This window comes from Paenarthrobacter sp. JL.01a (assembly GCF_025452095.1).
Lineage (GTDB): Bacteria > Actinomycetota > Actinomycetes > Actinomycetales > Micrococcaceae > Arthrobacter.
Genome location: NZ_CP104877.1, coordinates 2,016,371 through 2,038,202, shown reverse-complemented (window position 1 = coordinate 2,038,202; position 21,832 = coordinate 2,016,371). Strand labels below are relative to the sequence as shown.

The following is a 21,832-nucleotide window of genomic DNA, read 5'->3' as shown; positions in this document are numbered from 1 at the left end:
TAGGCAACTGTGCATTACAAGCATTTAGAGATGTTAATAGTGCACGTCTATCGAGGTTGGCGTTTCCGCCTGATCAACTGCACTCAGTCCAGGAGCGCTACGCCGAATTCAGCGACCACGGCCCGCAACTCCTTGAGGTAGCGCTGCGCTTGGTCGGTGAGCGGAATCGCGGCGTGGCCGATCCAGCCGATCTCGATGCGTTCGTCAACGTCGAGCGGGATGGCGACGATCTCCGGGTCGAGTTCGCCGCTGATGATGCCCGTCGAAATCGTGTAGCCGTGGAGCCCGATCATGAGGTTGAAGATCGTCGCACGGTCAGAGACCCTGATCTCCTGCTTACTGGACAAAGTGGAAAGAATTTCTTCGGCGAAGTAGAAAGAGTTGTTCGCACCTTGGTCAAAGGTCAGGCGCGGCAAACCGGCGAGATCGGCAAGAGTCGCACTCTCTTTTGAGGCAAGCGGGTTTTTCCGCGAAACGAAAATATGCGGATCGGCGAGGAAAAGCGGAGTAAACGCGAGCCCGGATTCCCGGAGGAGCTTGTCGATGACCTTCCGGTTGAAATCGTTCCGGTAGAGGATGCCTATCTCACTGCGCAGCGTCCGGACATCCTCGATGATGTCCCAGGTGCGGGACTCACGCAGCGAGAACTCGTAGTCGGCCACCTCGGTGCCCTTGACCATCCGAACGAAGGCGTCCACCGCGAACGAGTAGTGCTGCGTCGACACCCCGAGCAATCGTCGCGTCGGCGGCCTGCCAAGGTAGCGCTGCTCGAGGAGGGCGAACTGTTCCACGACCTGCCTCGCATAACCGAGGAACTCTGCCCCGTCAGCGGTCAAGGTGACCCCGCGGGTGGAGCGAACCAGGAGCGCACGTCCCACCCGGGCCTCAAGGTCCTTCATCGCTGCGGACATTGTCGGTTGCGCTACGTAGAGAAGATCGGCTGCCGCGGAGATGGACCCCTCAGCTGCAACCTCTATGAAGTATCGGAGCTGCTGCAGGGTCAGTCCGCTCGAAAGCTGTGCCATAGGAAAAGTCTATATGAATGCATAGTAACGCCTAGTTACCCGATACCCCCGGGAAGGTTGCACCATGGATACATCATCTTCTGAAGGCCGTCTCCGGCCATCATCAACGGATTGGCATCATGGCAGACGACTTTACCTTCAGCATTAGCACCACCCGCTTCGACGAGGACTACTCGCCGTCGGAAGGCTCCCGGATCACGACGAATTTCGCCAACCTGGCACGGGGCGAGCACCGCCGGGAGAACCTCAGCAACGCCTTGACCATGATTCGGCGCCGCTTCAACGACCTCGCAGACTGGGACAACCCCGACCGGAACCGTTACACGCTCGAGCTTGAGATCGTCTCCGTGCAGATAGAGTTCAATGCCGAAGGCACGGACCGGCAGTTCCCGCTGTTCGAGGTTCTCGACATCCAGATCATCGACCAACTCAACGGGATCCGCCACCAAGGAATCGTGGGGAACAACTTCTCTTCCTACGTCCGCGACTTCGACTTCAGCGTCGTACTGCCAGCGGCCGCAGGGGACTCAGGGAAACCCACTGTCCCCCAGGACTTCGGCGACCTTCACGGCAAGCTGTTCCAGCACTTCCTCGATTCCCCGGCGTGCCAGGAGCGCTTCCCGCAGCCGCCAGTGGTGTGCATCAGCGTCTCGACCAGCAAGACGTACCGGCAAACGGAGAACCGTCACCCGGTCCTGGGTGTCGAGTACCAGCAGGACGAGTTCTCGCTGACGGACGCATATTTCGCAAAGATGGGAATGCAGGTCCGCTACTTCATGCCACGCGGCAGCGTTGCGCCGCTCGCCTTCTATTTCCGCGGCGACCTGCTCAACGACTACTCCAACCTGCAGCTCATCGGCACCATCAGCACCATGGAGACGTTCCAGAAGATCTACCGCCCTGAGATCTACAACGCGAACTCCGCCGCCGCCGCGATCTACCAGCCGAGCCTGGGAGAGCAGGATTACTCGCGGACCCAGATCGCTTACGACCGCGTCGAGCGCAGTCAGCTCGCGGTCACTCAGGCGAAGTACACGGAGGAACACTTCATCACGCCCCACAAGGATCTGTTGGACCGGTGGACCGCCAACTACCCTGCTCTCGTCAACTGACCCACGGAGAATCGCCCATCATGAACACACTTTTGCCCACAACCCTTGTCGGAAGCCTGCCGAAACCGTCGTGGCTCGCCCAGCCGGAGACTCTCTGGTCCCCGTGGAAGCTCGAGGGAGATGCGCTGCTTGAAGGCAAGCAGGATGCGCTGCGCATCGCCATCCAAGAACAGAGCCGGCGCGGCATCGACATCGTCAGCGACGGCGAGCAAACCCGCCAGCACTTCGTCACGACCTTCATCGAGAATCTCAGCGGGGTCGACTTCGAACAGCGCAAGACCGTGCGCATCCGCGATCGTTACGACGCGAGCGTCCCGACCGTCGTCGGAGCCGTACGCCGCGAACGGCCGGTATTCGTCGAAGACGCAAAGTTCCTCCGCACCACCACAGACCAGCCGATCAAGTGGACTCTTCCCGGCCCAATGACGATGGTGGACACGCTCTACGATGACCACTACAAGAGCCGCGAGAAGCTGGCCTGGGAGTTCGCCGCGATCCTGAACGAGGAGGCGAAAGAACTGGAGGCGGCCGGCGTCGACATCATCCAGTTCGACGAGCCCGCGTTCAATGTCTTCCTCGATGAGGTCAAGGACTGGGGCGTGGCTGCGCTTGAGCGAGCGGCAGAAGGACTGCGTGCGGAGACCGCCGTGCATATCTGCTACGGCTACGGGATCAAGGCGAACAATGACTGGAAGGCGACGCTCGGCTCACAGTGGCGGCAGTACGAGGAAACGTTCCCGCTGTTGCAGAACTCCAGCATCGACATCATCTCGCTCGAGTCCCAGAACTCCCACGTGCCCATGGACCTCATCGAGCTGCTCCGCGGCAAGAAGGTCATGCTCGGCGCAATCGACGTCGCGAGCGAGACCATCGAGACCCCCGAGGAGGTCGCCGACACCCTCCGCAAGGCCCTGCAGTTCGTCGATGCGGACAAGCTCATCCCCAGCACCAACTGCGGCATGGCACCGTTCCCCCGGGATGTCTCACTGGCCAAGCTGAGTGCTCTGAGCGCAGGGACGAACATCGTCCGCGAGGAACTCGCCCGCTCTGCCCCCAGGGTGTCATAACGATGTTCCACGCCTACCCCACAGACACGTGGCTCGAGGCTCCGCAGCAAAGCTTTCCGTCCTCCCTCACGGCCGACGAATTCAAAGCACTGTTCCGTGGCCACCCTGGAGGTGTCGCCGTCATCACGGCAGATGCAGGCGAAGGACCGGTGGCACTGACGGTATCGTCGGTCGTGTCAGTGAGTGCAGAACCTCCGTTGCTGATTTTTTCGGTCTCGGCACTGTCCTCTGCGTCCGCAGTGCTTTCGCGGGCCGAAACCGTCGTCGTGCACCTGCTGGACGCTCACGACGTCGACTTGGCCAAGTTTGGGGCGACCCCCGGCGCCGACCGTTTCGACCAGACGCACCGCTGGTCGGCCCTGGAAACCGGCGAAGCCGTGTATGAAGATGTCCGCGCCTGGGTGCGCTGCGCCGTCATCAACCGCATGGAGGTGGGCACCTCCACAATCATCGCCGTTCACGCGCTGGAGTCCCGCGTGATGCGTGATGTCCAAGCGGGCGAAGCCGGCGACGCCTTGGTCTACCACAACCGGTCATGGCACCGCCTGGGCGAGCATTCCCGGCTGGTCGTTGGTCATCGGAGTGGAGAAGCCTGACGGAACATACTGGATGCCACTGTTTGTCGCTCTTGCCGAGGGCGCAACTCTGAATAACGATCTGATCGGCTCGATCAAAGAAATAATCCGCAAAGAGGCATCCCCGCGACACGTACCCGACGAAATCATCGCCGCACCAGGTATCCCTCACACCCGCACAGGCAAGAAGTTGGAGATTCCCATCAAAAGGATGTTCCAGGGCGCTGACCTTAAGACCCTATTTGACGGTCAATCCATCGACGATGCCGGTGTTCTGCAGTGGTACATCGCGCTGGCCAGCTTTGCTGCACGCGATCTACGAAGCCGATAGCCCGGAGCCAGAGGAAGTCAGGCCGCCAGTGGTTGAGTGACCTGGCCTCCCGTCCTGACGGACTGAACGCTTCGCAGATCGGTCAGTTCCGGCTCGGACCGCCGCGGGCAAACCCCGTCAGGACGGCGTCACCCAGGCCCTGCCGTAAACTCCGGGACGACCTCCCGTGGCTATTGGTCGGTTCCCGTAGGTACTCGAGCCAGTCTCCGTAGTGGGTGATGTCTTTTGCGGCCGCTGCTGCGATGGCGTCGCATGCGAAGCCGACCGCAGTCGTCCCGTCGTCGAGTTCGACCGAGCCCAGCAGCATGGGTTCGGGCAAGGCGGCCAGGAACCGTCCCAATCCTGCCTCGGACACGAACCAGCGTTCACCCACCAGTTCTGCCCCTTCGGCCGAGCGATACATTCCGGGCTTGGGCGGATTCGTATCCAGCGCAACCATGCGGTACCGGGGTGCTGTCCGCACGGGCCCGTCCCAGAGGGCCCCCAAGTCCTCAAGTTGGTGGGCCAGGGGCTGGCCGCGGCGATGTGCCCCAATCACCACCAACGGAGCAGCCACCGCACCGGCAGTCACTGGCCAAGGAAGGGACGACGACGGCCTGCCGCCTTCCACGTTGGTCTCCCCTGCGGCTCCCGTAGCAAAAAGCGCGGGCGGAGCGGGTGTCGTTTCGAGGCCACGGGCGAGTTCTGCCACCACGGCATCGTCGAATGCCCTGCCCACCACGGTCAGCCCGAACTGGGCACCGTCCACCTCCCCTGCAGGGACGGCCACGGCGCACAGATCGAACAGATTACAGAAGTTCGTATAGGTGCCCATCAGCGAATTTACGCCGACGGGATCGGCGGCTACTTCAGCAATTGTTGGGTGGAAGGCGGTGGTGGGGATCAGCAGCGCATCGAAGCCGTCGAGGGCCGCCATGGCTTCGCGCTTCAGCGCTTCCAGCCGGGCAGTGTCGGCAACGTACCGATGCGCCGGTACGTTGCCGGCCGCCCCGATGATGGCCGCAACAGTGGGGTCGATGTTCCCGGAAGCCTCGGTTCCGGCGTCGAACTTTTCGAGGAAGCTGCCCACCGCGGCGTAGCGTTCGGCGACCAGGCCGCCGTCGTACAAGAGCCGGGCTGCCTCGAGGAAAGCGCCGAAGCCGATGGGCTCGATATCCACACCGGAAGCATGCAGCCGGTCCACCTGGCGGGCGAACTCGGCCGCCCAGGCTCCCGGAAGGGCCTGAAGGGCCGCCGGGTAAGCCACCCGGGGTCTCTGCGGCGCGGCGAGCCGGATGTCCGACGGCCAGGCCCGCGAATTTCCGGCCATGAAGCCCATGGCCAGTTCGGCGGTGCTCAGGTGCCGGGCGAAGATGGTGACGGCGTCCCAGGAGCGGCAGGCCGGCACAACACCGGCGGTGGAGACGACATCCAGGGTCGGCTTGATACCCACGATGCCCTGCAGGCCCGCGGGAACACGGCCGGAGCCTGCGGTGTCAGTTCCGATCGCGATGTCCACCAGTCCGAGGGCAACGGCAACTGCGGAACCGGAGCTGGAACCACCGGAGATGTACTCGGGACGCCGTGAGTCCCGGACTGCACCGTAGGGGCTGCGGGTGCCCACCAGGCCGGTGGCGAACTGGTCCAGGTTGGTTGCACCGAGCACGAGTGCGCCGGCCGCCCGGAGGCGGGCAACCGCTTCGGCATCCTCCGTCGGTGTATAGGCGAAGCCGGGGCACCCCGCCGTAGTTGGGATTCCGGCAACGTCAACGTTGTTCTTCACCGCCAGCAGGAGACTAGCCAAGGGCAGATCCGCGCCCCCGGCCACCGCGGCGTCAATGCGCGCCGCCTCGGCCAGCAGCTCCTGCGGTGTCCGTAGCGTGATCCAGATTTCGGGGCGGTTTACCGTGTCGATCGCTGCCAGTGCGGCGTGCACACGGGAGGTGGCACTGCCGTTGATAGCCGTGTTCATACTGCTGCCTCTTCCAGTTCGGGCGCTTGCAGGTCGTCGCCGTCGGATTCCAGCTCCGTTCCGCCGAGCACCACAACGGCTTCCCCGGCCACCACTTGGGATCCGGCCTTCGACAAGACACGGAGCACCACGCCATCGCAGGGGGCTTCAAGGATGGTTTCCATTTTCATGGCCTCCAATGACACCAGCGGCTGGCCCTTCGCTACCCGTTCGCCTTCTGCGACGTCCACTTTCCACACGCTGGCGGCGAAGGGCGCCGCGACCAGGGAACCGCCTTCGGGGACCACTGCTTCCTCTGCCGCGGGGGCCGCAATGCCGGCCAATGCCTCCGCACGGTCGAATTCGCCGGCGTCGGCCCATGCCTGCCGTTCCACCGCGAAGGCTGCGCCCTGCTTCAGGCGGAACGCCTCAATGGACTCGCGGTTCTCAGCCAGGAAGGCCTCGTGCTCGGCCAGGGAGAACGTGCCGTCTTCGATTTCCACGCCGCGGCCACGGCCGGCTGCTATGTCGGCCCGGAGGTCCAGGAGTTCCTCGGGGCTCACCGGGTACCAGGAAATGCGGTCGAAGAAGCGAAGCAGCCACGGGGACCCCGGCTCAAAGGGCGGAGAGTCCGCGTACCGGGACCACACTTGGGTGGTGCGGCCAACAAACTGGTAGCCGCCAGGTCCCTCCATGCCATAGATGCACATGTACGCCCCGCCGATTCCCACCGCGTTCTCCGGGGTCCAGGTACGGGCCGGGTTGTACTTGGTGGTCACCAGCCGGTGCCGCGGATCCAAGGGGGTGGCTACCGGGGCGCCTAGGTATACGTCGCCCAGGCCGAGGACCAGGTAGTCGGCGTCGAAGACAGTATCAAAGACATCATTGACTGAGTCGAGGCCGTTGATCCTGCGGATGAACTCGATGTTCCACGGGCACCATGGTGCGTCGTCCCGGACCCCGGCCATGTACCGTTCGATGGCCTCGCGAGTGGCCGGATCGTCCCAGGAGAGCGGAAGCCGCACCGTTCGGCTCGGGACCACCAGTTCGGAGCTCGCGGGCAGCACGGCTTCGACCTCCCGAACCAGATCGAGCAGCCGCTTCGTGGACAAAACAGAAGGGTCAACTTTGATCTGCAGCGACCGGATCCCGGGTGTCAGGTCGACGATCCCGGGAACCCGGAGCCGTTCAAGATGCTGGTGCAGCGCGTGGACCCGGGCGCGGAGCCCAAGGTCCAAGACCATCTCACCGTATTCGACCAGCAGGTTGTCGTCGCCGGATCGGCGGTAGGTGACGGCAGGCCTGCCGTCGCCCTCCGGCACCCTGCCCAATACGCCGTCGTCGCCGTCGCCCCGCGGAGGACGGCTGGTGGCCCCCGTCGATGACGGCCACGCAGCGTCCCCCGGCAGCACTAGCTGGCGGCCGGGTCCCAGGTCCTTGGCAGAGGGGGCTTGGCTGACGGTGACCGGCACAAACCGGACCTTGTCCCCTGGCCGAAGCTGGCCGAGCTTCCATCGGTCCGCGGTGACTACGGTGACCGGGCAAACGAAGCCGCCCAGGCTGGGTCCGTCCGGCCCGAGCAGGATGGGGGTGTCCCCGGTGAAGTCCAGGGCGCCCACTGAGTAGGCGGTGTCGTGGATATTGGAAGGGTGCAGCCCCGCCTCGCCGCCGTCAGTCCGGGCCCAACGCGGCTTGGGTCCGATGAGCCGGACGCCGGTGCGGGCCGAGTTGAAGTGGACCTCGTAATCCGTGGCGTACAGCTCCTCGATGTCTTCGCGCTGGAAGAACTCGGGGGCGCCGTGCGGACCCTCGACCACTGTCAGTTCCCACGTGGAGGTCAGCGCCGGCCGGCTGTCCAGCGGAACAGCTGTCGTCGGTACATGCCCGACGGCGGAGGTCACCGTCCGGAGCACGTCACCGGCACGCAGGACGCGCCCGGCGTGGCCACCAAATTGGCCCAGCGTGAAGGTGGAGGCACTGCCCAGATATTCAGGCACGTCCAGCCCGCCTTGGAACAGGATGTAGCCGCGCAGGCCCCTGCCCTTGGCTGCGCCGACGTCGAGTGTTCCGCCTGCCGGAACTGTTACCGGTGTCCAGGCGGGTACGTCGCGTCCGTCAACAGTGACCGCAACCTCGGCCCCTGTGACACAGACGGTGGTGGCGTGGGTGAAGGTCAGGCTCGGCCCCGTCATCGTGAACTCAAGGCCGGGCGCACCCTCGGCGTTTCCGAGTGCGGCATTCCCCAAACGGAAGGAAAGATCGTCCATCGGTCCGCTCGGCGGCACACCGATCTGCCAAAGCCCCGTCCTTCCGGGCCAGTCCTGGACACTCGTCTGCAACCCGGGGCTGTTCACGGTCATGCGTGGTTCAGGGTCCCCCACCTTGTCCAGGGTGCTGGTGGAGTGACTGACCCCGCGCACCTCATCCAGGCCGGCCGCGGCACGGAGCATACCCAGGTTGGTCTCGATGCCGTCGATTCTTGTGCTGCGAAGGGCCAGGGCCAGCTGGTCGAAGGCAGCCGCGCGGTCTGTGCCGGAGGTGATGATTTTTCCGAGCAAGGGGTCGTAGTTGGTGGAAACCTCGGTTCCGGTCTCGGCCCATGCATCAACGCGTGCTGCTTCCGCCGGCGGGTATGTGGCGTTGGTGATGATGCCGGCGCTCGGTTGGAAGCCCCGCGCCGGGTCCTCGGCATACACGCGCGCCTCAGCGGCGTGGCCGCTGACGGGCAGGGCGTCCGGAACGTCGGAGAGGACGGCGTCGGCTTCCGCGCCGCCTTGGGCGAGGCGCAGCATCCAATCCACCAGGTCGACGCCGGTCACGGTTTCGGTGACCGGGTGCTCCACTTGGAGCCGGGCGTTGACTTCAAGGAAGGACGCTTCCTGGCGCGTGGAGTCGTAGACAAACTCGACGGTGCCGGCGGAACGGTAGGAAAGGGAAGCGCAGAGAGCACGGGAGGTGCGGTGGAGTTCTTCGCGCAGCGCATCCGGAAGGTCGGGCGCAGGGGCTTCCTCGAGGACCTTCTGGTGCCGGCGCTGGAGCGAGCAGTCCCTGTCGCCAAGGCTGACCACGCGTCCCTTGCCGTCGCCAAAGACCTGGACCTCGATGTGCCGGGCGTTTTCCACAAAGCGTTCGGCGAAGACGCCGGCGGTTCCGAAGCTTGCGTCTGCGAGGCGGGCAACGCGGGGAAAACTCTCCGCGAGTTCCGCTTCGGAACGGCACACGGTCATGCCTATGCCGCCGCCACCACCAGTGGCCTTGAGCATCAGCGGGAATCCGATCTCCTGGCCGGCCGCGACGGCGGCGTCCACATCCTCCAGCAGCCCGGACCCGGCGATCATGGGCACCCCGGCCGCGCGTGCGGCGTCGCGGGCGGTATGTTTGGTGCCGAATATCCGCAGCTGCGCGGCCGTGGGGCCGACGAAGACAAGCCCGGCCGCCTCCACTGCTTCTGCGAAGCCTGCGTCCTCCGACAGGAACCCGTAGCCGGGGTGGATCGCGCCGGCCCCGGTGGACCTGGCCGCTTCAAGGATCGCGTCGACGCGCAGGTAGGAGTCTTTGGCGGGTGCCGGCCCGAGGAGGACAGCTTCGTCGGCCAGCCGGACATGCTTGGCGCCCCGGTCTGCTTCCGAGAAGACTGCTACTGTCCGCAGTCCCAGCTTCCTGGCAGACTCGATGATTCGGCAAGCGATTTCGCCGCGGTTGGCGATCAGGAGCGTGTCAAAGGTGTTCATCGTGCTGCCTCCGGTCGGGTGACGATCATGCGGACGGGCGTGGGGTTGAACCCATTGCAGGGGTTGTTGACCTGGGGACAGTTGGAGACAAGGACCAAGGTGTCTACCTCCGCGCGCAGGGCAACCCTCTTGCCAGGTGCAGACAGGCCGTCAACGATTCCGAGGGCGCCGTCGGGGTCCACCGGGACGTTCATGAACCAGTTGATGTTGGACACCAGGTCTCGTTTTCCCAGGCCCCAGCGCGAGCCCTCGATGAGAAAGTTCTCCACGCAGGCGTGTTGTTCGCGGGTGTGCTGGCCGTAGCGGAGGGTGTTGGATTCCTGCGAACAGGCCCCGCCGATGGTGTCGTGGACGCCAACTTCGTCTGCCACCACGGTCATGAGGGGCGCGCCCGTGTCCGCCCGAAGGACCGAACCCGTGGTCAGGACAATCGATTCCTGGGCCGCGACGGTAACTGGAGCGGAGTAGCGGACAGCGGTGTCTCCTGCTGCGTAGAGGAGGCAGTCCACCGCCTGGTTGCCTTCCAGGTCCACGATGGTCAGCACGTCCCCCGCGGCCACGACTGCAGACCAAGGGCCGCGCGCCTGAACAAACTCGTCCAGGATCACGGGGCCGGCGGCGAGGGCGGTCTCGGAGGCTCCGGGAAACATCCCGGTGGTGATTGCTGTTGTCATCGGACGGTCCTTGCGGTGAGGTCGTGTTCAGTGTTGCGGAGGGCCTGCAGGTGCTCCGGAGCGAGCGGGCCAAGCAGGGTGCCGGCTTCCAAGGCGTCAAGGTCCTGTGGCGCCTGCCAGGTGATGATGTCCACGGCCGTGCCGCTGAACGCGTCCCGTGGATCCAGCGGATGGGCGGTGTTCGCGAGGACCAGTACGGCGTCCCCGTGGAGGAGCAGTTCGACGGCGGCACCTGGCCCGGAGCTTCCGGTGAACGTGATGGTGCCGCCGGGGTCCACATCGATGCCCTTGAAGAAGGAGATTGACGGGGCAACATCGCGGACGCCCAAGCCGTTCTTGAGTGCGCCGAGGATGAGCAGTTCGCGCGCGGCCGGCGAAGCACTGTGAGCGCTTCCCGCTCCGTACTTCGCAGTGTTGCCGGCCAGCGTGGTGGCGCCAGTCAAAGCGTCATGATGTGCGGAGTTGTCAGAGACGATCGTGGCCATCAAGCGCCCCGCATCGGAGAGCAACGGGTGCCCGGCAGCGGGATAGGCCTGCCAAGGGACTTTCACGGTGTCCGCCACGTTGAGGCGTTCATGCAGTGCGCCTCCGCGGTAGAAGAGAGTGTGAACGCACGCATCCCCGCCGACGTCGATGAGCTTGACCCTGGTACCCCGCGCCAGGGCCATGGTGGTGTACCGCCCAAAAGCGAGCGATTCCGCCCAGGTGGGGACCACGCCGTCGGGCGCTGCGTCCAGAAGGTGGGCGGGAGCGGACGCTGCCGGCACGTGGCGCATGGTGCCGGCGGTCCTGCCGTGCTGTTCCCTGGCGTGGGCGCGTGCGCCTGCCGTGGTGGCCGTGCCTGCGGGGCGATCGGTTACTTGTGTCATGTCAATCCTGTGCTGGTTTCTTAGGGTCAGGGAGATTCGTGGCTTATGCCTTGGGTGCCAATGTCCGGCGCCGGACCCAGAGGCCGAGGACCAGGACCAGCGCCACCATCAGCGGTGCCGAGTAGAGCAGGACAGGGTTCTCGCCGGTGGGGTCGTATACTTCCGGCCTGGGCCAGGCCAAGTTGACCACCATCACGGCGCCATAGACGACGGCGAGGATGTTCACCGGCAACCCCCAGCGGCCCAGTGAGAAAAGGCCGGCGGGGGTTGTCTGGGCAACGCGGCCCCAGTCCCCGCGGAGCCGGTTCACCAGCTGTGGCACTGTAACCATCAAGTACGCGAGGTAGACCATCACGATGCAGACGCTGCTGAGCGTGGTGAACAGCGCCGCATTGCCGACGTTGATGGCCAGCACGGCAACGGCGAGGGCTCCGATGGCGATCGAGGGCCACATAGGCGTGCCGCGGGTCGGCCGAACTGAGGAGAGAAGCGCGGATGCGGGCAGCTTGCCATCGCGGGCCATGGAGAAGACGAGGCGTGAGCCCGCGGTTTGGATGGCCAGCGTGCAGACGAAGATGGCGATAGCCACATCCACCAGCAGGACCTTGCCCCAGAAGGTGCCAAGGACTGCGGTGAGGACATAGGGCAGGCCTTCGGTGGCGAGGCGGCCGTCGTCGAGGCTCGGTGCGGCCATCAGGGCGGTGATGATCATGAGGGCGCCGCCGATTCCGGAGATCAGGAGCGCTGAGAGTATGGTGCGTGGCGCCGTCCGGCGGGGATCCTTGGTTTCTTCGGACAGTTCACCTGCCGAGTTGAAGCCGACCATGACATAGGCGGCCATCAGGCCGGAAACCAGGAAGGCACCTACAGCACCAAGGTCCGAGGACTGGAGCACGGTGGTGTCCGCCACGACGTCCGGACCGCGTTGGGCCGCGCTGATCAACGCCAGCACGACGGCGGCCACCCCGACGATTTCGCAGGTAACGCCGACGGAGTTCACGTGGGCCATGAGCTTCACGCCGAGGCAATTGATGATGGTGGTGGCCACCAGCAGCACGGCACCGAGGATGACTGCGTTCGAGGCGCCGGTAACCGTGTTGAGCGCCGGAGCGCCCCCGACCACTTGGAAGCCCTCCCAGAGCTGGGGCAGGACCACCTGCAGCGCAATGGCAGCAGCTGCGGCAGTAACGACCTGGGCGATGGCCATGAACCAGCCGGCAAACCAGCCCACGGCTTCACCGCCCATCCGGCGCGCCCACTGGTAGACAGCTCCGGAGAGCGGATAGCGGGCGGCGAGTTCAGCGAAGTTCAAGGCCACCAACAGCTGGCCCACCAGGACCAGGGGCCAGGTCCAAAAGAACGCGGGGCCGGCGAATGAGTAGCCAAAAGCGAACAGCTGGAAGATCGTGGTGAGGATCGATACGAACGAAAAGCCTGCAGCGAACGACGCGTAACGGCCGAGTTTGCGGTGCAGCGTGGGCTCGTAGCCAAGTGACGTGAGGTCCGCATCGTCCACATGGACGGCTGGAACTACGGTTGAGGTCATCGGTTTCTCCGGGGCTGGAACGGGATGAAGGGTAAAACCGTCCGGCACTGCAGCGCTCGGCCGAAGCTGCTGATTACCGGTCACTTGATAGTTTTCCAGCGCGATGTCCCCAAACAGTTTCACCTCTGTAAAAGGCGCATAGACATCCTGTTTCGGTTACATTTCCGCTTCCTCACCACCTTGGAGGCACCGATTTCGCGGCCTCGAAGGCGGGCCGGCGGGTGCAAGAATGAGGGGTGACTTCAGCCGGACCAGGACGCCCACGCAACCAGCAACCATCCCGCCCCGGCGCCACAGCCAGGGAAGAAATCCTCGACGCCGCGGCCGAACTCTTCACCACGCAAGGCTTCGCCAACACCTCCACCCGCTCAATTGCAGATGCCGTAGGAATATGGCAGTCCTCGCTGTACCACCACTTCAAAACCAAGGACGACATCCTCAAGGACCTCCTGGAAAGCACAGTGGCCGCCAGCCTGTCATTCGCGAAGGCTGTGTCCGGCGTTTCCAGCGATTCGGCGTCCGCCGAGGTCGTCTTGCACGCCCTTGCGCTCTACGACGGCACCCAACTCTGCAGCTCCCGCTGGAACCTGGGCATCCTGTACCACCTTCCAGAAGCCCGAGGCGGACAATTCGATCGATTCCTGGCAAGCCGGCGCGAACTTCGTGCAATCTATGGAACCCTGGGAGTCCGCGCCAGCGCATCCCCTACGGACGTGGCCGGAAATCCCGGAGACCTTGTCTTCCGTCTCGTCGAGTCGTTGGTGAACCTGCGCGCGGATGGGCTTGTCCTCCCAAGTTCACCCCTCGAGGCTGCAGACGCCGGACTCATCATCTGCGGACGCGGCAAAGAACTGCAGGTGATCCGGAGACAGAGTGCATTGATTATTGAATCCGCTGAAAGACTCGAGGACTTCCAGGGGTCTGCGCATCCTGGGGACGCTGTTGGCGCCCGGGACTGACCCGGAACCACCGCCCTCGTAGCAGGCGCCAAGCGCGGCATCGGCTTCGCCATGGCCACAGCTCCAGCCGCCCTCGGAGTCAACATCGCCCCTGCCAGAGCCACAATAGAAGGTATTGGCAGTGAGGTGTCGCCGGCCAACCCTGTTCAGCACCTCTTTGGGGGCTCACTCGGAGGATTCGACTGCGCCGTTCCGCCGGTCCCTGCTGGACCCGGCTTGGTGGCCGCGCCCCTGTTCCCACACGGAGGTCATCGCCCGCAGGGGACCGACCAAGCCCTCCACAACCCCGGGCGGGACTTCTGCAAGCAGGGCATCCTCGAGGGCGAGCTGAGCGGGAATCACCTCGTCCACGAGCGCAGTGCCAGCGTCGGTAAGGACGAGCAGGAACGAGCGGCCGTCGGCCGGGTTCGCCGTCCGGCTCAGCAATCCCCGAACCTGGAGGGCCTTCAGCCGCATGGTGATCGCAGAACGCGGGACAAGCAGCGTCCGGGCCAGTGTCGTCGGGCTCAGAGGTTCGCCCGTCCGGCGCAGTGCTGAAAGCACGTCCAGCTCGCCGCGGGTGAGCCCATAATCGGCGAGGAAGGCGTCACTGGCTTCGAGGATGAGCCGGGACGCGCGCAGCACGCGATGGATCACCCCGAGGCTGGCGAAGCTCAGGTCGGGGCGCAGTCGGGCCCACTCGAACTGCATCCGATCCACGACGTCGCCATGGCGTGAAAGTACATCTGGGTTCTGATCCATCCGGCTCCCTCCACCCAGCCACGGTCAACCACAAGAGTAATTCATAAGTGTAGTAACGTTGAAGTACTTCATTCCTGTACTACTTTGGAAGGTTGAAATGACCCAAGCCCCCGCCGCACGGTCCTGGTGGGCGGCAGTCTTCGATCTGGGTCCGCATGCCGGCGCCCATTGGACCGCCCTCCGCGCAAGCCTGGCAATCTTCGTGCCGCTGGTGGCTTGCTTGGCGTCCGGCCGCGGCGATCTGCTGCTGTATGCGGCGATCGGCGCCTTCACCGCCCTATACGGCCGACACGAGCCGGTTCGACCACGCCTGGCCATGCAGGCGCAGGCGGGCGTGGTGCTGGTGGTCGGCGTCGTCGTCGGCGCCCTGGTGGCGAGCGTCCCATTCAGGCTTTGGCTGCTCGTCCCGGTCGCGGCCGCCTGGGCCGGCATCGCGGTAGTGCTGGCCGAGCAGGGCCGATGGCATCCAGCCGGAGCCCTCAACCCGGTCTTCGCCCTCACAGCCTCGGCCACGGTCCCGATCACGCTGAGCACGGTGCCCGCAGCAGCCCTCGCCGCGGCCGGGGCGGCCGTCTTCGCGCTGCTGCTCGCCCTCCCCGGTCGCAGCCTCCGCGACGGCGTCGACCCGGAGCGGCCTGTGCTGTCGTGGCGCGACCTACGCCTGTCCAACCCGGCGGGCAACCACGTCGCCCGGTACCTGCTTGGCATCGCCGCCGCAGGCCTCGCCGTCGCGACCACCGGCATCGGCCACCCATACTGGACCTTCGTCACGGCATCGGTCCCCATGTCCGCACCCGACCTGCACGCCCGCCTCATCCGCGCCGCCCAGCGGGTCATTGGCACCGCCGCCGGCCTCGGCGTCGCAGCCCTCGTCCTGGCCGCCCACCCCAGCGGCTATGCCGCGATCATCTTGATCGCTGCGCTCCAGGCGTGCACCGAGCTGACGACCGGGCGCAACTACAGCCTCGGCCTGGTCTTCTTCACCCCGATGGCCCTCCTGCTCGGCGATCTCATGCTGCCAGCCTCAATCGACACCCTCCTGACCCAGCGCGCCCTCGAGACCCTTATTGGTCTCACCATCGCCCTGGCCGCCACTGTCATCACCCACGAAAGGCGGACTCCTCAGAGCCGGACCCAGCCACGCGATAATCTGCTCGACCACGTGTAAGGGCCGCGCCGCGTTCCAAAATCCACGTGCGGATGAGGTCCTTCAATTTCGCTGACCCTACAGAAGGGTCAGCCGACGGAAGCACCGACGCGGCATTTGTCCGGCCGCCCCCGCCTGCGACTGACCGGCTCGCCAGGGAAACGCTTTTAGTTGCTCCGGGTCCTCGTAGTTGCCAGCACTTCCCGCTTTGCCGGACTGCCCGAGGTTTCGGTGGAACAGGCCGTTGATGAGTCCTTCGCGGCCCGCAAAGCCCCAACCAACCCTCGGAGAGACGCGACCACAAGCTTTAGCCACACTTAAAAGCAAAAGCCCTCCGCAGGGGGTCTTCCTGTTCCCGAGGTGGGACTCGAACGCGATTCCTTCCCTTGTTATTGCTGAGAAGTAGCGAAAACATGCGGAATCCGGGGCAGTCCGGAGGGTGTACGGGCCAGTCCAGGGCGGAAAGTGTGGACATTGTCCATACTTCTTTTCTTGCTCGATCGAACACCGAAAAGAGCCACTTGGCGCACCCAGGAGCTCTGAAAGCCCTGCGTCAGGAGCTCGACGCTGCGGCCTCTGCAGTCTTTCTGTTGGACGTTACCTTTTGGTCCGCGCGCAGCCTCCGGCCGCGACGAGGCCCCGCAGCCTAAAGGCCATGACTCCCGCCAGTCGGTCGAACACCCAAAACGCGGCGGCACTCAGCCCGCCGGAACGACATGCGGCTATCGGCCGGCAGGTCACCTTGTGTAAGGCCTATCGGCTTTACGCGTCGGCAGCCTCGCACTCTAATTCGGCGTCTGGCGTCTGGCTCCTTTCAAGGAGTGTCCGGATGCCCTGCAACATCTCCATCTGCTGGTTGTTGATGGCCATGAGCCGTTCTATCTCAATCTTCGCTTGGACATCGGTTTGATAATCATGCAAGGCCATGGCGGCGGCTATGGCATCCTGCCGTTTAGCGGCGATCAACAGAATGGCGCCCTGAAGTCCCGCCAGCATGGACAGGAAAAGGTTGAGCAGGATGAACGGATACGGGTCCCAAGCCTGCGTACCAAGCAAATAAGTGTTGACTGCTCCCCAACCGATCATGAACAGCACGAACAGCCCCACGAAGGTCCAGCTGCCCATGCCATTCCGGAGGACATCTGCTGCCCGTTCACCTCGGGTAAGGCCCGCCTTGTGCTGTCCGTGCCAGGTCTTGTTCCGGTCAGTCATGCGCACAGCATATGTACCTGGACCCTACGTCTGGTACGGCCGAAAGACCTTGTCTGTGTCAGCCCTGCACCAAGGACTTTCAGCACTTGTCCCTCTCACGCGGGATGCCGAGGCTGGAGGCAAAGCGATGCCGCAGTCCGGTCATGGCACCCCTGCAGGAATCCGGATTGCCCTACGAGGAGGAGCAGTTAGATGCCCACGTGGAATGAAGTTGTCACACCGGGTCGGTTCGACGGACAGACCGTAATCGTCACCGGAGCCGCCTCCGGCATAGGCCGTGCCACAGCCTTGCGTGTAGCCCGCGAAGGTGGACGGGTCATCGCCAGTGATCTCAGCCGGGAGGGACTCAAGCAACTGACCACGGACCATCCGGACTTGGATCTCATATCCGTGACCGGAGACGTCAGCAACGAAGATGCTGTGCAGCAGGTCATAGCAGCGACGGACGGAAAGGTTGATGCTTTGGCCAACGTTGCCGGCATCATGGACAGCTTCCAACCCGTCCATGAAGTCGATGACGCCACGTGGGAACGCGTTCTGGACGTGAACCTCAACTCGATGATGCGCCTCATGCGCGCAGCCCTGCCACTGATGCTGGAGACAGGCAGGGGTTCGATTGTGAATGTGTCTTCAGAAGCAGGCCTGCGGGGTTCAGCCGCCGGAGCCGCCTACACCGTATCGAAACACGCGGTCATCGGACTGACCCGCAGCTCGGCAGTGATGTACGGGAGGCGCGGCATCAGGATAAATGCCGTCTGCCCGGGCGGGACCAGGACAAACATCCACGCGGAGTTCAACTCACAACTGGCCGTGGAAGTCCTGGGGCCACTGATGCAAACAAATGTGACACCCATCGCGGAAGCGGAAGAAGTCGCGGCGGGCATTACATTCCTGCTCAGCCGCGACGGAACGAACATCAACGGTGCCGTGCTGCCCTCGGATAACGGCTGGGCCGCAATATAAACAAGCCATCGCGACGGCATGAGGCGAAAGGGTGCAGGACATGATGTGGGGTTACGGAATGGGTAACGGTTGGATGGTCATATGGACGATAGCCGGACTAATTGCTTTGGCGCTGCTCATCCTCATCACGGTGCGTCTGTTTAACAACGGCGCGTCCATCGCCGGCAACCGACAAGACCAAAAGTTCACGCCACCCGGCAGCGGGCGAAGCGCAGCCCGTTTGATACTCGACGAGCGCTTCGCCCGTGGCGAATTGACCGCGGAGGCTTACCGGGAGAACCTGCGCATCCTGGGGGACGGCAACTGACCTGACCGGCGGTTCAGTCCTCCGGATCAGACCACACCCAGTCCCTTACCTCGGGCATGTCCTCAAAATGTTCGCGGATATAGTTTCCATGCGCCGCAAGCATGGTCCGGCAATGCTCCAGGAGTTCCTGGGTTCCCTCTGGTCGGCGTGCCGACCGACGCAGAGTCTCCATGACCAGGTGGTACCGGCTCACTTCGTTCAGCACCACCATGTCGAACGGCGTCGTGGTGGCCCCCTGTTCGTTGTATCCGCGGACATGGAAGCGTTCAGGACGGGGCCTGCCATGGAGCAGTTGGTGGAGGGCACGGGCGTAGCCATGCCATGCCATCACCACATCCGCATCGGCCGTGAACAGTCGTTCGAACCGGTCTTCGGAAAGGCCATGTGGATGCGATTCAGCCGGCGTAAGGGCCATGGCGTCGATAACGTTAACCACACGGATCCGCAGCGCCGGGACGTGCTTCCGGAGGAGCCAGGCGGCGGCCAGCATCTCTTGGGTGGGTACGTCACCGGCGCAGGCGAGTACGACGTCGGGCAGCGAGCCATCCGAGCCGGCGACGGCTGATTCGTTGCCCGCCCATTCCCATACTGAAGCCCCCACGGCTGCGTGTTCGCGCGCTTCCTCCAGGCTAAGGAATTGCGGGTGTTCCTGCTTGTCGATGACCACAAGGTTGACGTAGTCCTTACTGCCGAGCACGTGCTCGGCTACGGCCAGGAGCGAGTTCGCGTCGGGTGGAAGGTAAACGCGCACCACCGAGCCGGAGAGGGACAGGACAGAATCGATGAGGCCGGGCCCTTGGTGGCTGAAGCCGTTGTGGTCGTTCCGCCAGCAGGTGGAGGTGAGAAGGATGTTCAGGCTCGGCACCGGTTCCCGCCATTGAAGCTCACGGGAATGCTGCAGCCATTTGGCGTGCTGGATGGTCATCGAGGCACTGACCATGGCGAATGCTTCGTAACTGGCGAAGAGCCCGTACCTGCCTGTCAGCAGATAGCCCTCGAGCCACCCTTGGCACAGGTGCTCGGACAGGACTTCCATCACCCTTCCGTCAGGAGACACGTGCTCCAATGCACCGTTTCCTGCCTCGGGAACCACCAGGCAGCGGTCGGTAGCTTCGAAAACGGCACCCAGCCGGTTGCTGTTGGTCTCATCCGGACAGAACAACCGGAACTTCGGTGAATCAGCTGTTTCCACGTAGATGTCCCTGAGCATCTCCCCCAATGGTTTGGTGCTGTTGATCATCGTCCGGCCCCGCTGCGCAGCCGGCACCCCGTAGCGGGTGGCGTCGGGTACCTGAAGTGCACCACGGCCAGCCCCCCGCGATGCCGGCAACGCTCCCATGCGGAAGCCGCCGTCGGGAACCAATGCTTCCAGTTCGGGGACCAACCGGCCGTCGTCGTCGAACAACTCTTCAGGTTGGTAGGAGCGCATCCAGGCCTCCAACTGGACCAAGTGGTCCGGGTTTTCCCTGACGGCGGGCAAAGGCACTTGGTGGGAACGGAAGGTGCCTTCCACCTGGTGGCCGTCCACTTGCCGGGGCCCCGTCCAACCTTTGGGCGTACGGAGGATGATTGCCGGCCATCGCGCCGGGCCAGTGACACCGTGCTCGCGGGCGTGGGACTGAACAGCGCGAATGCTGGCAAAGGCAGAGTCCATGGCCCTGGCCAGGGCCGGATGGACAGTCCCGGGGTTGTTACCGGATACCACCACCGCGTCCCAGCCATGGGCCCGCAGCAGGGCAACGATGTCGCCGTCCGGACGCTGGCCCAGGACGGTGGGGCCGGAGATCTTGTGTCCGTTCAAGTGCAGGATCGGCAGAACCGCGCCGTCCCGGGCCGGGTTCAGGAAGTTCGGTGCTTTCCAGGAGCCCTCCAAGGGCCCGGTCTCCGCTTCGCCATCGCCAACGACGCAGGCCACGATCAGGTCCGGGTTGTCCATGGCAGCGCCCGTGGCGTGCATGAGTGAATAGCCCAGTTCCCCGCCTTCATGGATCGAACCGGGCGTAGCGGGACCCACGTGGCTGGAGATGCCCCCGGGCGTCGAGAACTGCCTTACGAGCCGTCTAAGTCCCTCGAGGTCCTGGCTGACTTCGGGATAGGTCTCTGAGTAGGTGCCTTCCAGGTAGGTATTGGCCACGACGGCTGGTCCGCCGTGACCGGGGCCGGTCACGAACAGCACGTTCGCACTCGTCCGCTGGATCACCCTGTTCAGGTGGGCGTAGATCAGCGACAGACCAGGGCTTGTTCCCCAGTGACCCAGCAGCCGTGGCTTGATGTGCGCGGTCAGAAGCGGTTCACGAAGGAGTGGGTTCTCCTGCAAATAGATCTGGGCGACTGTGAGGTAATTGGCCGCCGCCCAGTATCTGTCGAGCAAGCCGAAATCTTCCGACTGCTCCACAGTGCCCTTGTCGTCAAAGCCCATCACTGTCCTCCTTTCGTCTCGTTCCCGGTCAACAAGGCAACTGTTGAATTGGCAATGGCACGCTCTTCGTCGCTGGGAACTACCAGGACGCGGGCATGTGAAGACTTTGTCCCAATGTCCCGGATACCCCCGGCCACTGTTTGGTTCCTCCCCTCATTCAAGGCGATCCCCAAAGGCCCGAGCCAAGACACTGTGGCCTGGCGGTAAAGAGCCGAGTTCTCGCCAATCCCCCCGGTAAACACCAGCGTGTCTGCACCACCAACAACCATTGAGTAGGCAGCGATGTACTTGGCCAAACGGTAGCCCGCGACCTTGAGGGCCAGAACCGCACTGGGATCTCCGTCTTCCACGCCCTTTTCGATCCGACGCATGTCCGGGGTGCCCGCCAAAGCCATCAGTCCCGAACGGTGGTTCAGGAGTTCGTCGACCTCGTCCACGGTCGCTCCGGCTCTTTGCAGCAACAAAACAATGGAAGGATCCAGGTCACCGGTACGCGTTCCCATGACCAGGCCTTCCAACGGCGTCATACCCATTGATGTATCCATGCTGCGGCCTTGTTCTACAGCGGTCACTGAAGCCCCATTTCCAAGGTGGGCCACCACGGCATTGAGCCTTTCCGTTGGCAGGCCCAGGAACGTGGCTGCGTCCTGGCACGCCATTGCCACGGAGATTCCATGGAACCCGTAACGCCGTACAGGCTGGTCCGGGTAGGCGTCCCGGGCAATGGCGTACCGGGCAGCAAAGTCCGGAATGGTGCTGTGAAAGCCCGTGTCAAAGACGGCGACCTGCGGTATTCCGGGCCAGTGCCGCGCGCAAACGTCGATGCTCTCCACGCTGGCGGGGTTGTGGAGAGGCGCCAGCGTGCTAAGTGTTTTGATGGTCTCAACGACTCCCGCTGTCACCCGGACGGGTCCGTCGAAGTGGACGCCGCCGTGGACCACGCGGTGCCCGACACCATCCGGCCTGGCCGTGATTTCGTCCACTTCGTCCAAGACAGCGGACAGCGTGTTGAGGCGGTCCTGATGCTGATCAGTCCAGCCGACATGGCCTGAAGCGATCACTTCCTGGGTGTCGTTGGCGGAGTTGGTTTCCCGTACCTGATATTTCAAGGACGACGAGCCTGGGTTGAGCACCAGTATGCGCATGCAGTCTTTCCTCCCGCCGGGGCCATGGACAGGACAAGCACTCTTCCTTGGACATTAACGCACCTGACAGCTCAGTGTC

General features: G+C 64.1%; 18 protein-coding genes. 8 read left to right on the top strand and 10 right to left on the bottom strand.

Annotation, left to right across the window (positions count from 1 at the left end; genetic code table 11):
• Positions 1 to 83: 83 nt before the first annotated feature.
• Complete coding sequence (locus N5P29_RS09670) at positions 84 to 1,025, bottom strand: LysR family transcriptional regulator (protein ID WP_262278349.1); 942 nt, start codon at positions 1,023 to 1,025, stop codon at positions 84 to 86.
• A 119-nt stretch (positions 1,026 to 1,144) separates the two neighbouring features.
• Here N5P29_RS09670 and N5P29_RS09665 point away from each other — a divergent pair, with 119 nt between their 5' ends.
• The 4 genes from N5P29_RS09665 to N5P29_RS09650 are packed head-to-tail and all read left to right on the top strand — an operon-like array spanning position 1,145 to position 4,110.
• Positions 1,145 to 2,137 carry a DUF1852 domain-containing protein gene (locus N5P29_RS09665; protein ID WP_262278348.1) on the top strand — a complete coding sequence of 331 codons (993 nt, stop codon included), beginning with the start codon at positions 1,145 to 1,147 and terminating at the stop codon, positions 2,135 to 2,137.
• Between the two features lie 20 nt (positions 2,138 to 2,157).
• Positions 2,158 to 3,204: a methionine synthase gene (locus N5P29_RS09660; RefSeq protein WP_262278347.1), complete on the top strand. Its 1,047-nt coding sequence runs from the start codon at positions 2,158 to 2,160 to the stop codon at positions 3,202 to 3,204.
• A gap of 2 nt (positions 3,205 to 3,206) precedes the next feature.
• Positions 3,207 to 3,800, top strand: a complete 594-nt coding sequence (locus N5P29_RS09655) for a flavin reductase family protein (RefSeq protein ID WP_262278346.1) — start codon at positions 3,207 to 3,209, stop codon at positions 3,798 to 3,800.
• Positions 3,801 to 3,813: 13 nt separating this feature from the next.
• The gene (locus tag N5P29_RS09650; RefSeq protein ID WP_262278345.1) at positions 3,814 to 4,110 is read left to right on the top strand and encodes a hypothetical protein; all 297 of its coding nucleotides are present in this window, start codon (positions 3,814 to 3,816) and stop codon (positions 4,108 to 4,110) included.
• Between the two features lie 82 nt (positions 4,111 to 4,192).
• On the opposite strand, the gene atzF is transcribed toward N5P29_RS09650, so the two are convergent.
• The 5 genes from atzF to N5P29_RS09625 are packed head-to-tail and all read right to left on the bottom strand — an operon-like array spanning position 4,193 to position 12,860.
• A complete protein-coding gene (gene atzF, locus N5P29_RS09645) occupies positions 4,193 to 6,061 on the bottom strand; it encodes an allophanate hydrolase (RefSeq protein WP_262278344.1) in 1,869 nt (622 codons plus the stop codon).
• Entirely contained in the window at positions 6,058 to 9,771 is a 3,714-nt protein-coding gene (uca, locus tag N5P29_RS09640) for an urea carboxylase (RefSeq protein WP_262278343.1), read from the bottom strand. The genes atzF and uca overlap by 4 nt, the downstream gene beginning before the upstream one ends.
• Complete coding sequence (locus N5P29_RS09635; protein ID WP_262278342.1) at positions 9,768 to 10,445, bottom strand: urea amidolyase associated protein UAAP2; 678 nt, start codon at positions 10,443 to 10,445, stop codon at positions 9,768 to 9,770. Before N5P29_RS09635 ends, uca begins: the two co-directional genes overlap by 4 nt.
• The gene (locus N5P29_RS09630) at positions 10,442 to 11,314 is read right to left on the bottom strand and encodes an urea amidolyase associated protein UAAP1 (protein WP_262278341.1); all 873 of its coding nucleotides are present in this window, start codon (positions 11,312 to 11,314) and stop codon (positions 10,442 to 10,444) included. Before N5P29_RS09630 ends, N5P29_RS09635 begins: the two co-directional genes overlap by 4 nt.
• A 43-nt stretch (positions 11,315 to 11,357) precedes the next feature.
• Complete coding sequence (locus N5P29_RS09625) at positions 11,358 to 12,860, bottom strand: amino acid permease (RefSeq protein ID WP_262278340.1); 1,503 nt, start codon at positions 12,858 to 12,860, stop codon at positions 11,358 to 11,360.
• Positions 12,861 to 13,096: 236 nt separating this feature from the next.
• Here N5P29_RS09625 and N5P29_RS09620 point away from each other — a divergent pair, with 236 nt between their 5' ends.
• Complete coding sequence (locus N5P29_RS09620; RefSeq protein WP_262278339.1) at positions 13,097 to 13,819, top strand: TetR/AcrR family transcriptional regulator; 723 nt, start codon at positions 13,097 to 13,099, stop codon at positions 13,817 to 13,819.
• A gap of 165 nt (positions 13,820 to 13,984) precedes the next feature.
• On the opposite strand, the gene N5P29_RS09615 is transcribed toward N5P29_RS09620, so the two are convergent.
• Positions 13,985 to 14,560 (bottom strand): MarR family winged helix-turn-helix transcriptional regulator, encoded by a 576-nt coding sequence (locus N5P29_RS09615; protein WP_262278338.1) that lies wholly within the window; start codon positions 14,558 to 14,560, stop codon positions 13,985 to 13,987.
• A gap of 370 nt (positions 14,561 to 14,930) precedes the next feature.
• Between N5P29_RS09615 and N5P29_RS09610 the strand changes: the two genes are divergently transcribed.
• Complete coding sequence (locus N5P29_RS09610) at positions 14,931 to 15,728, top strand: FUSC family protein (RefSeq protein WP_262278337.1); 798 nt, start codon at positions 14,931 to 14,933, stop codon at positions 15,726 to 15,728.
• 741 nt (positions 15,729 to 16,469) lie between these two features.
• Here N5P29_RS09610 and N5P29_RS09605 read toward each other — a convergent pair.
• A complete protein-coding gene (locus N5P29_RS09605; protein ID WP_262278336.1) occupies positions 16,470 to 16,919 on the bottom strand; it encodes a DUF1003 domain-containing protein in 450 nt (149 codons plus the stop codon).
• Between the two features lie 192 nt (positions 16,920 to 17,111).
• Between N5P29_RS09605 and N5P29_RS09600 the strand changes: the two genes are divergently transcribed.
• Entirely contained in the window at positions 17,112 to 17,882 is a 771-nt protein-coding gene (locus tag N5P29_RS09600; RefSeq protein ID WP_262278335.1) for an SDR family NAD(P)-dependent oxidoreductase, read from the top strand.
• A gap of 40 nt (positions 17,883 to 17,922) precedes the next feature.
• Positions 17,923 to 18,189 carry an SHOCT domain-containing protein gene (locus N5P29_RS09595; RefSeq protein WP_262278334.1) on the top strand — a complete coding sequence of 89 codons (267 nt, stop codon included), beginning with the start codon at positions 17,923 to 17,925 and terminating at the stop codon, positions 18,187 to 18,189.
• Positions 18,190 to 18,202: 13 nt separating this feature from the next.
• On the opposite strand, the gene N5P29_RS09590 is transcribed toward N5P29_RS09595, so the two are convergent.
• Both N5P29_RS09590 and N5P29_RS09585 read right to left on the bottom strand, forming a co-directional pair.
• On the bottom strand, positions 18,203 to 20,608 hold the full coding sequence (locus N5P29_RS09590) for a phosphoketolase family protein (protein WP_262278333.1): 2,406 nt from the start codon (positions 20,606 to 20,608) through the stop codon (positions 18,203 to 18,205).
• Positions 20,608 to 21,753, bottom strand: coding sequence for an acetate/propionate family kinase (locus N5P29_RS09585; RefSeq protein WP_262278332.1), 1,146 nt, complete (start codon positions 21,751 to 21,753; stop codon positions 20,608 to 20,610). Before N5P29_RS09585 ends, N5P29_RS09590 begins: the two co-directional genes overlap by 1 nt.
• Between the last annotated feature and the right edge of the window lie 79 nt (positions 21,754 to 21,832).

Excerpts from the sequence above, each read along its gene's own strand:
- N5P29_RS09590 (WP_262278333.1), bottom strand. The coding sequence starts at position 20,608 with ATGGGCTTTGACGACAAGGGCACTGTGGAGCAGTCGGAAGATTTCGGC.
- N5P29_RS09605 (WP_262278336.1), bottom strand. The coding sequence starts at position 16,919 with ATGACTGACCGGAACAAGACCTGGCACGGACAGCACAAGGCGGGCCTT.
- N5P29_RS09630 (WP_262278341.1), bottom strand. The coding sequence starts at position 11,314 with ATGACACAAGTAACCGATCGCCCCGCAGGCACGGCCACCACGGCAGGC.
- N5P29_RS09585 (WP_262278332.1), bottom strand. The coding sequence starts at position 21,753 with ATGCGCATACTGGTGCTCAACCCAGGCTCGTCGTCCTTGAAATATCAG.
- N5P29_RS09650 (WP_262278345.1), top strand. The coding sequence starts at position 3,814 with ATGCCACTGTTTGTCGCTCTTGCCGAGGGCGCAACTCTGAATAACGAT.
- N5P29_RS09635 (WP_262278342.1), bottom strand. The coding sequence starts at position 10,445 with ATGACAACAGCAATCACCACCGGGATGTTTCCCGGAGCCTCCGAGACC.
- N5P29_RS09625 (WP_262278340.1), bottom strand. The coding sequence starts at position 12,860 with ATGACCTCAACCGTAGTTCCAGCCGTCCATGTGGACGATGCGGACCTC.
- N5P29_RS09655 (WP_262278346.1), top strand. The coding sequence starts at position 3,207 with ATGTTCCACGCCTACCCCACAGACACGTGGCTCGAGGCTCCGCAGCAA.
- N5P29_RS09615 (WP_262278338.1), bottom strand. The coding sequence starts at position 14,560 with ATGGATCAGAACCCAGATGTACTTTCACGCCATGGCGACGTCGTGGAT.
- N5P29_RS09600 (WP_262278335.1), top strand. The coding sequence starts at position 17,112 with ATGCCCACGTGGAATGAAGTTGTCACACCGGGTCGGTTCGACGGACAG.
- N5P29_RS09665 (WP_262278348.1), top strand. The coding sequence starts at position 1,145 with ATGGCAGACGACTTTACCTTCAGCATTAGCACCACCCGCTTCGACGAG.
- uca (WP_262278343.1), bottom strand. The coding sequence starts at position 9,771 with ATGAACACCTTTGACACGCTCCTGATCGCCAACCGCGGCGAAATCGCT.
- N5P29_RS09595 (WP_262278334.1), top strand. The coding sequence starts at position 17,923 with ATGATGTGGGGTTACGGAATGGGTAACGGTTGGATGGTCATATGGACG.
- atzF (WP_262278344.1), bottom strand. The coding sequence starts at position 6,061 with ATGAACACGGCTATCAACGGCAGTGCCACCTCCCGTGTGCACGCCGCA.
- N5P29_RS09670 (WP_262278349.1), bottom strand. The coding sequence starts at position 1,025 with ATGGCACAGCTTTCGAGCGGACTGACCCTGCAGCAGCTCCGATACTTC.
- N5P29_RS09660 (WP_262278347.1), top strand. The coding sequence starts at position 2,158 with ATGAACACACTTTTGCCCACAACCCTTGTCGGAAGCCTGCCGAAACCG.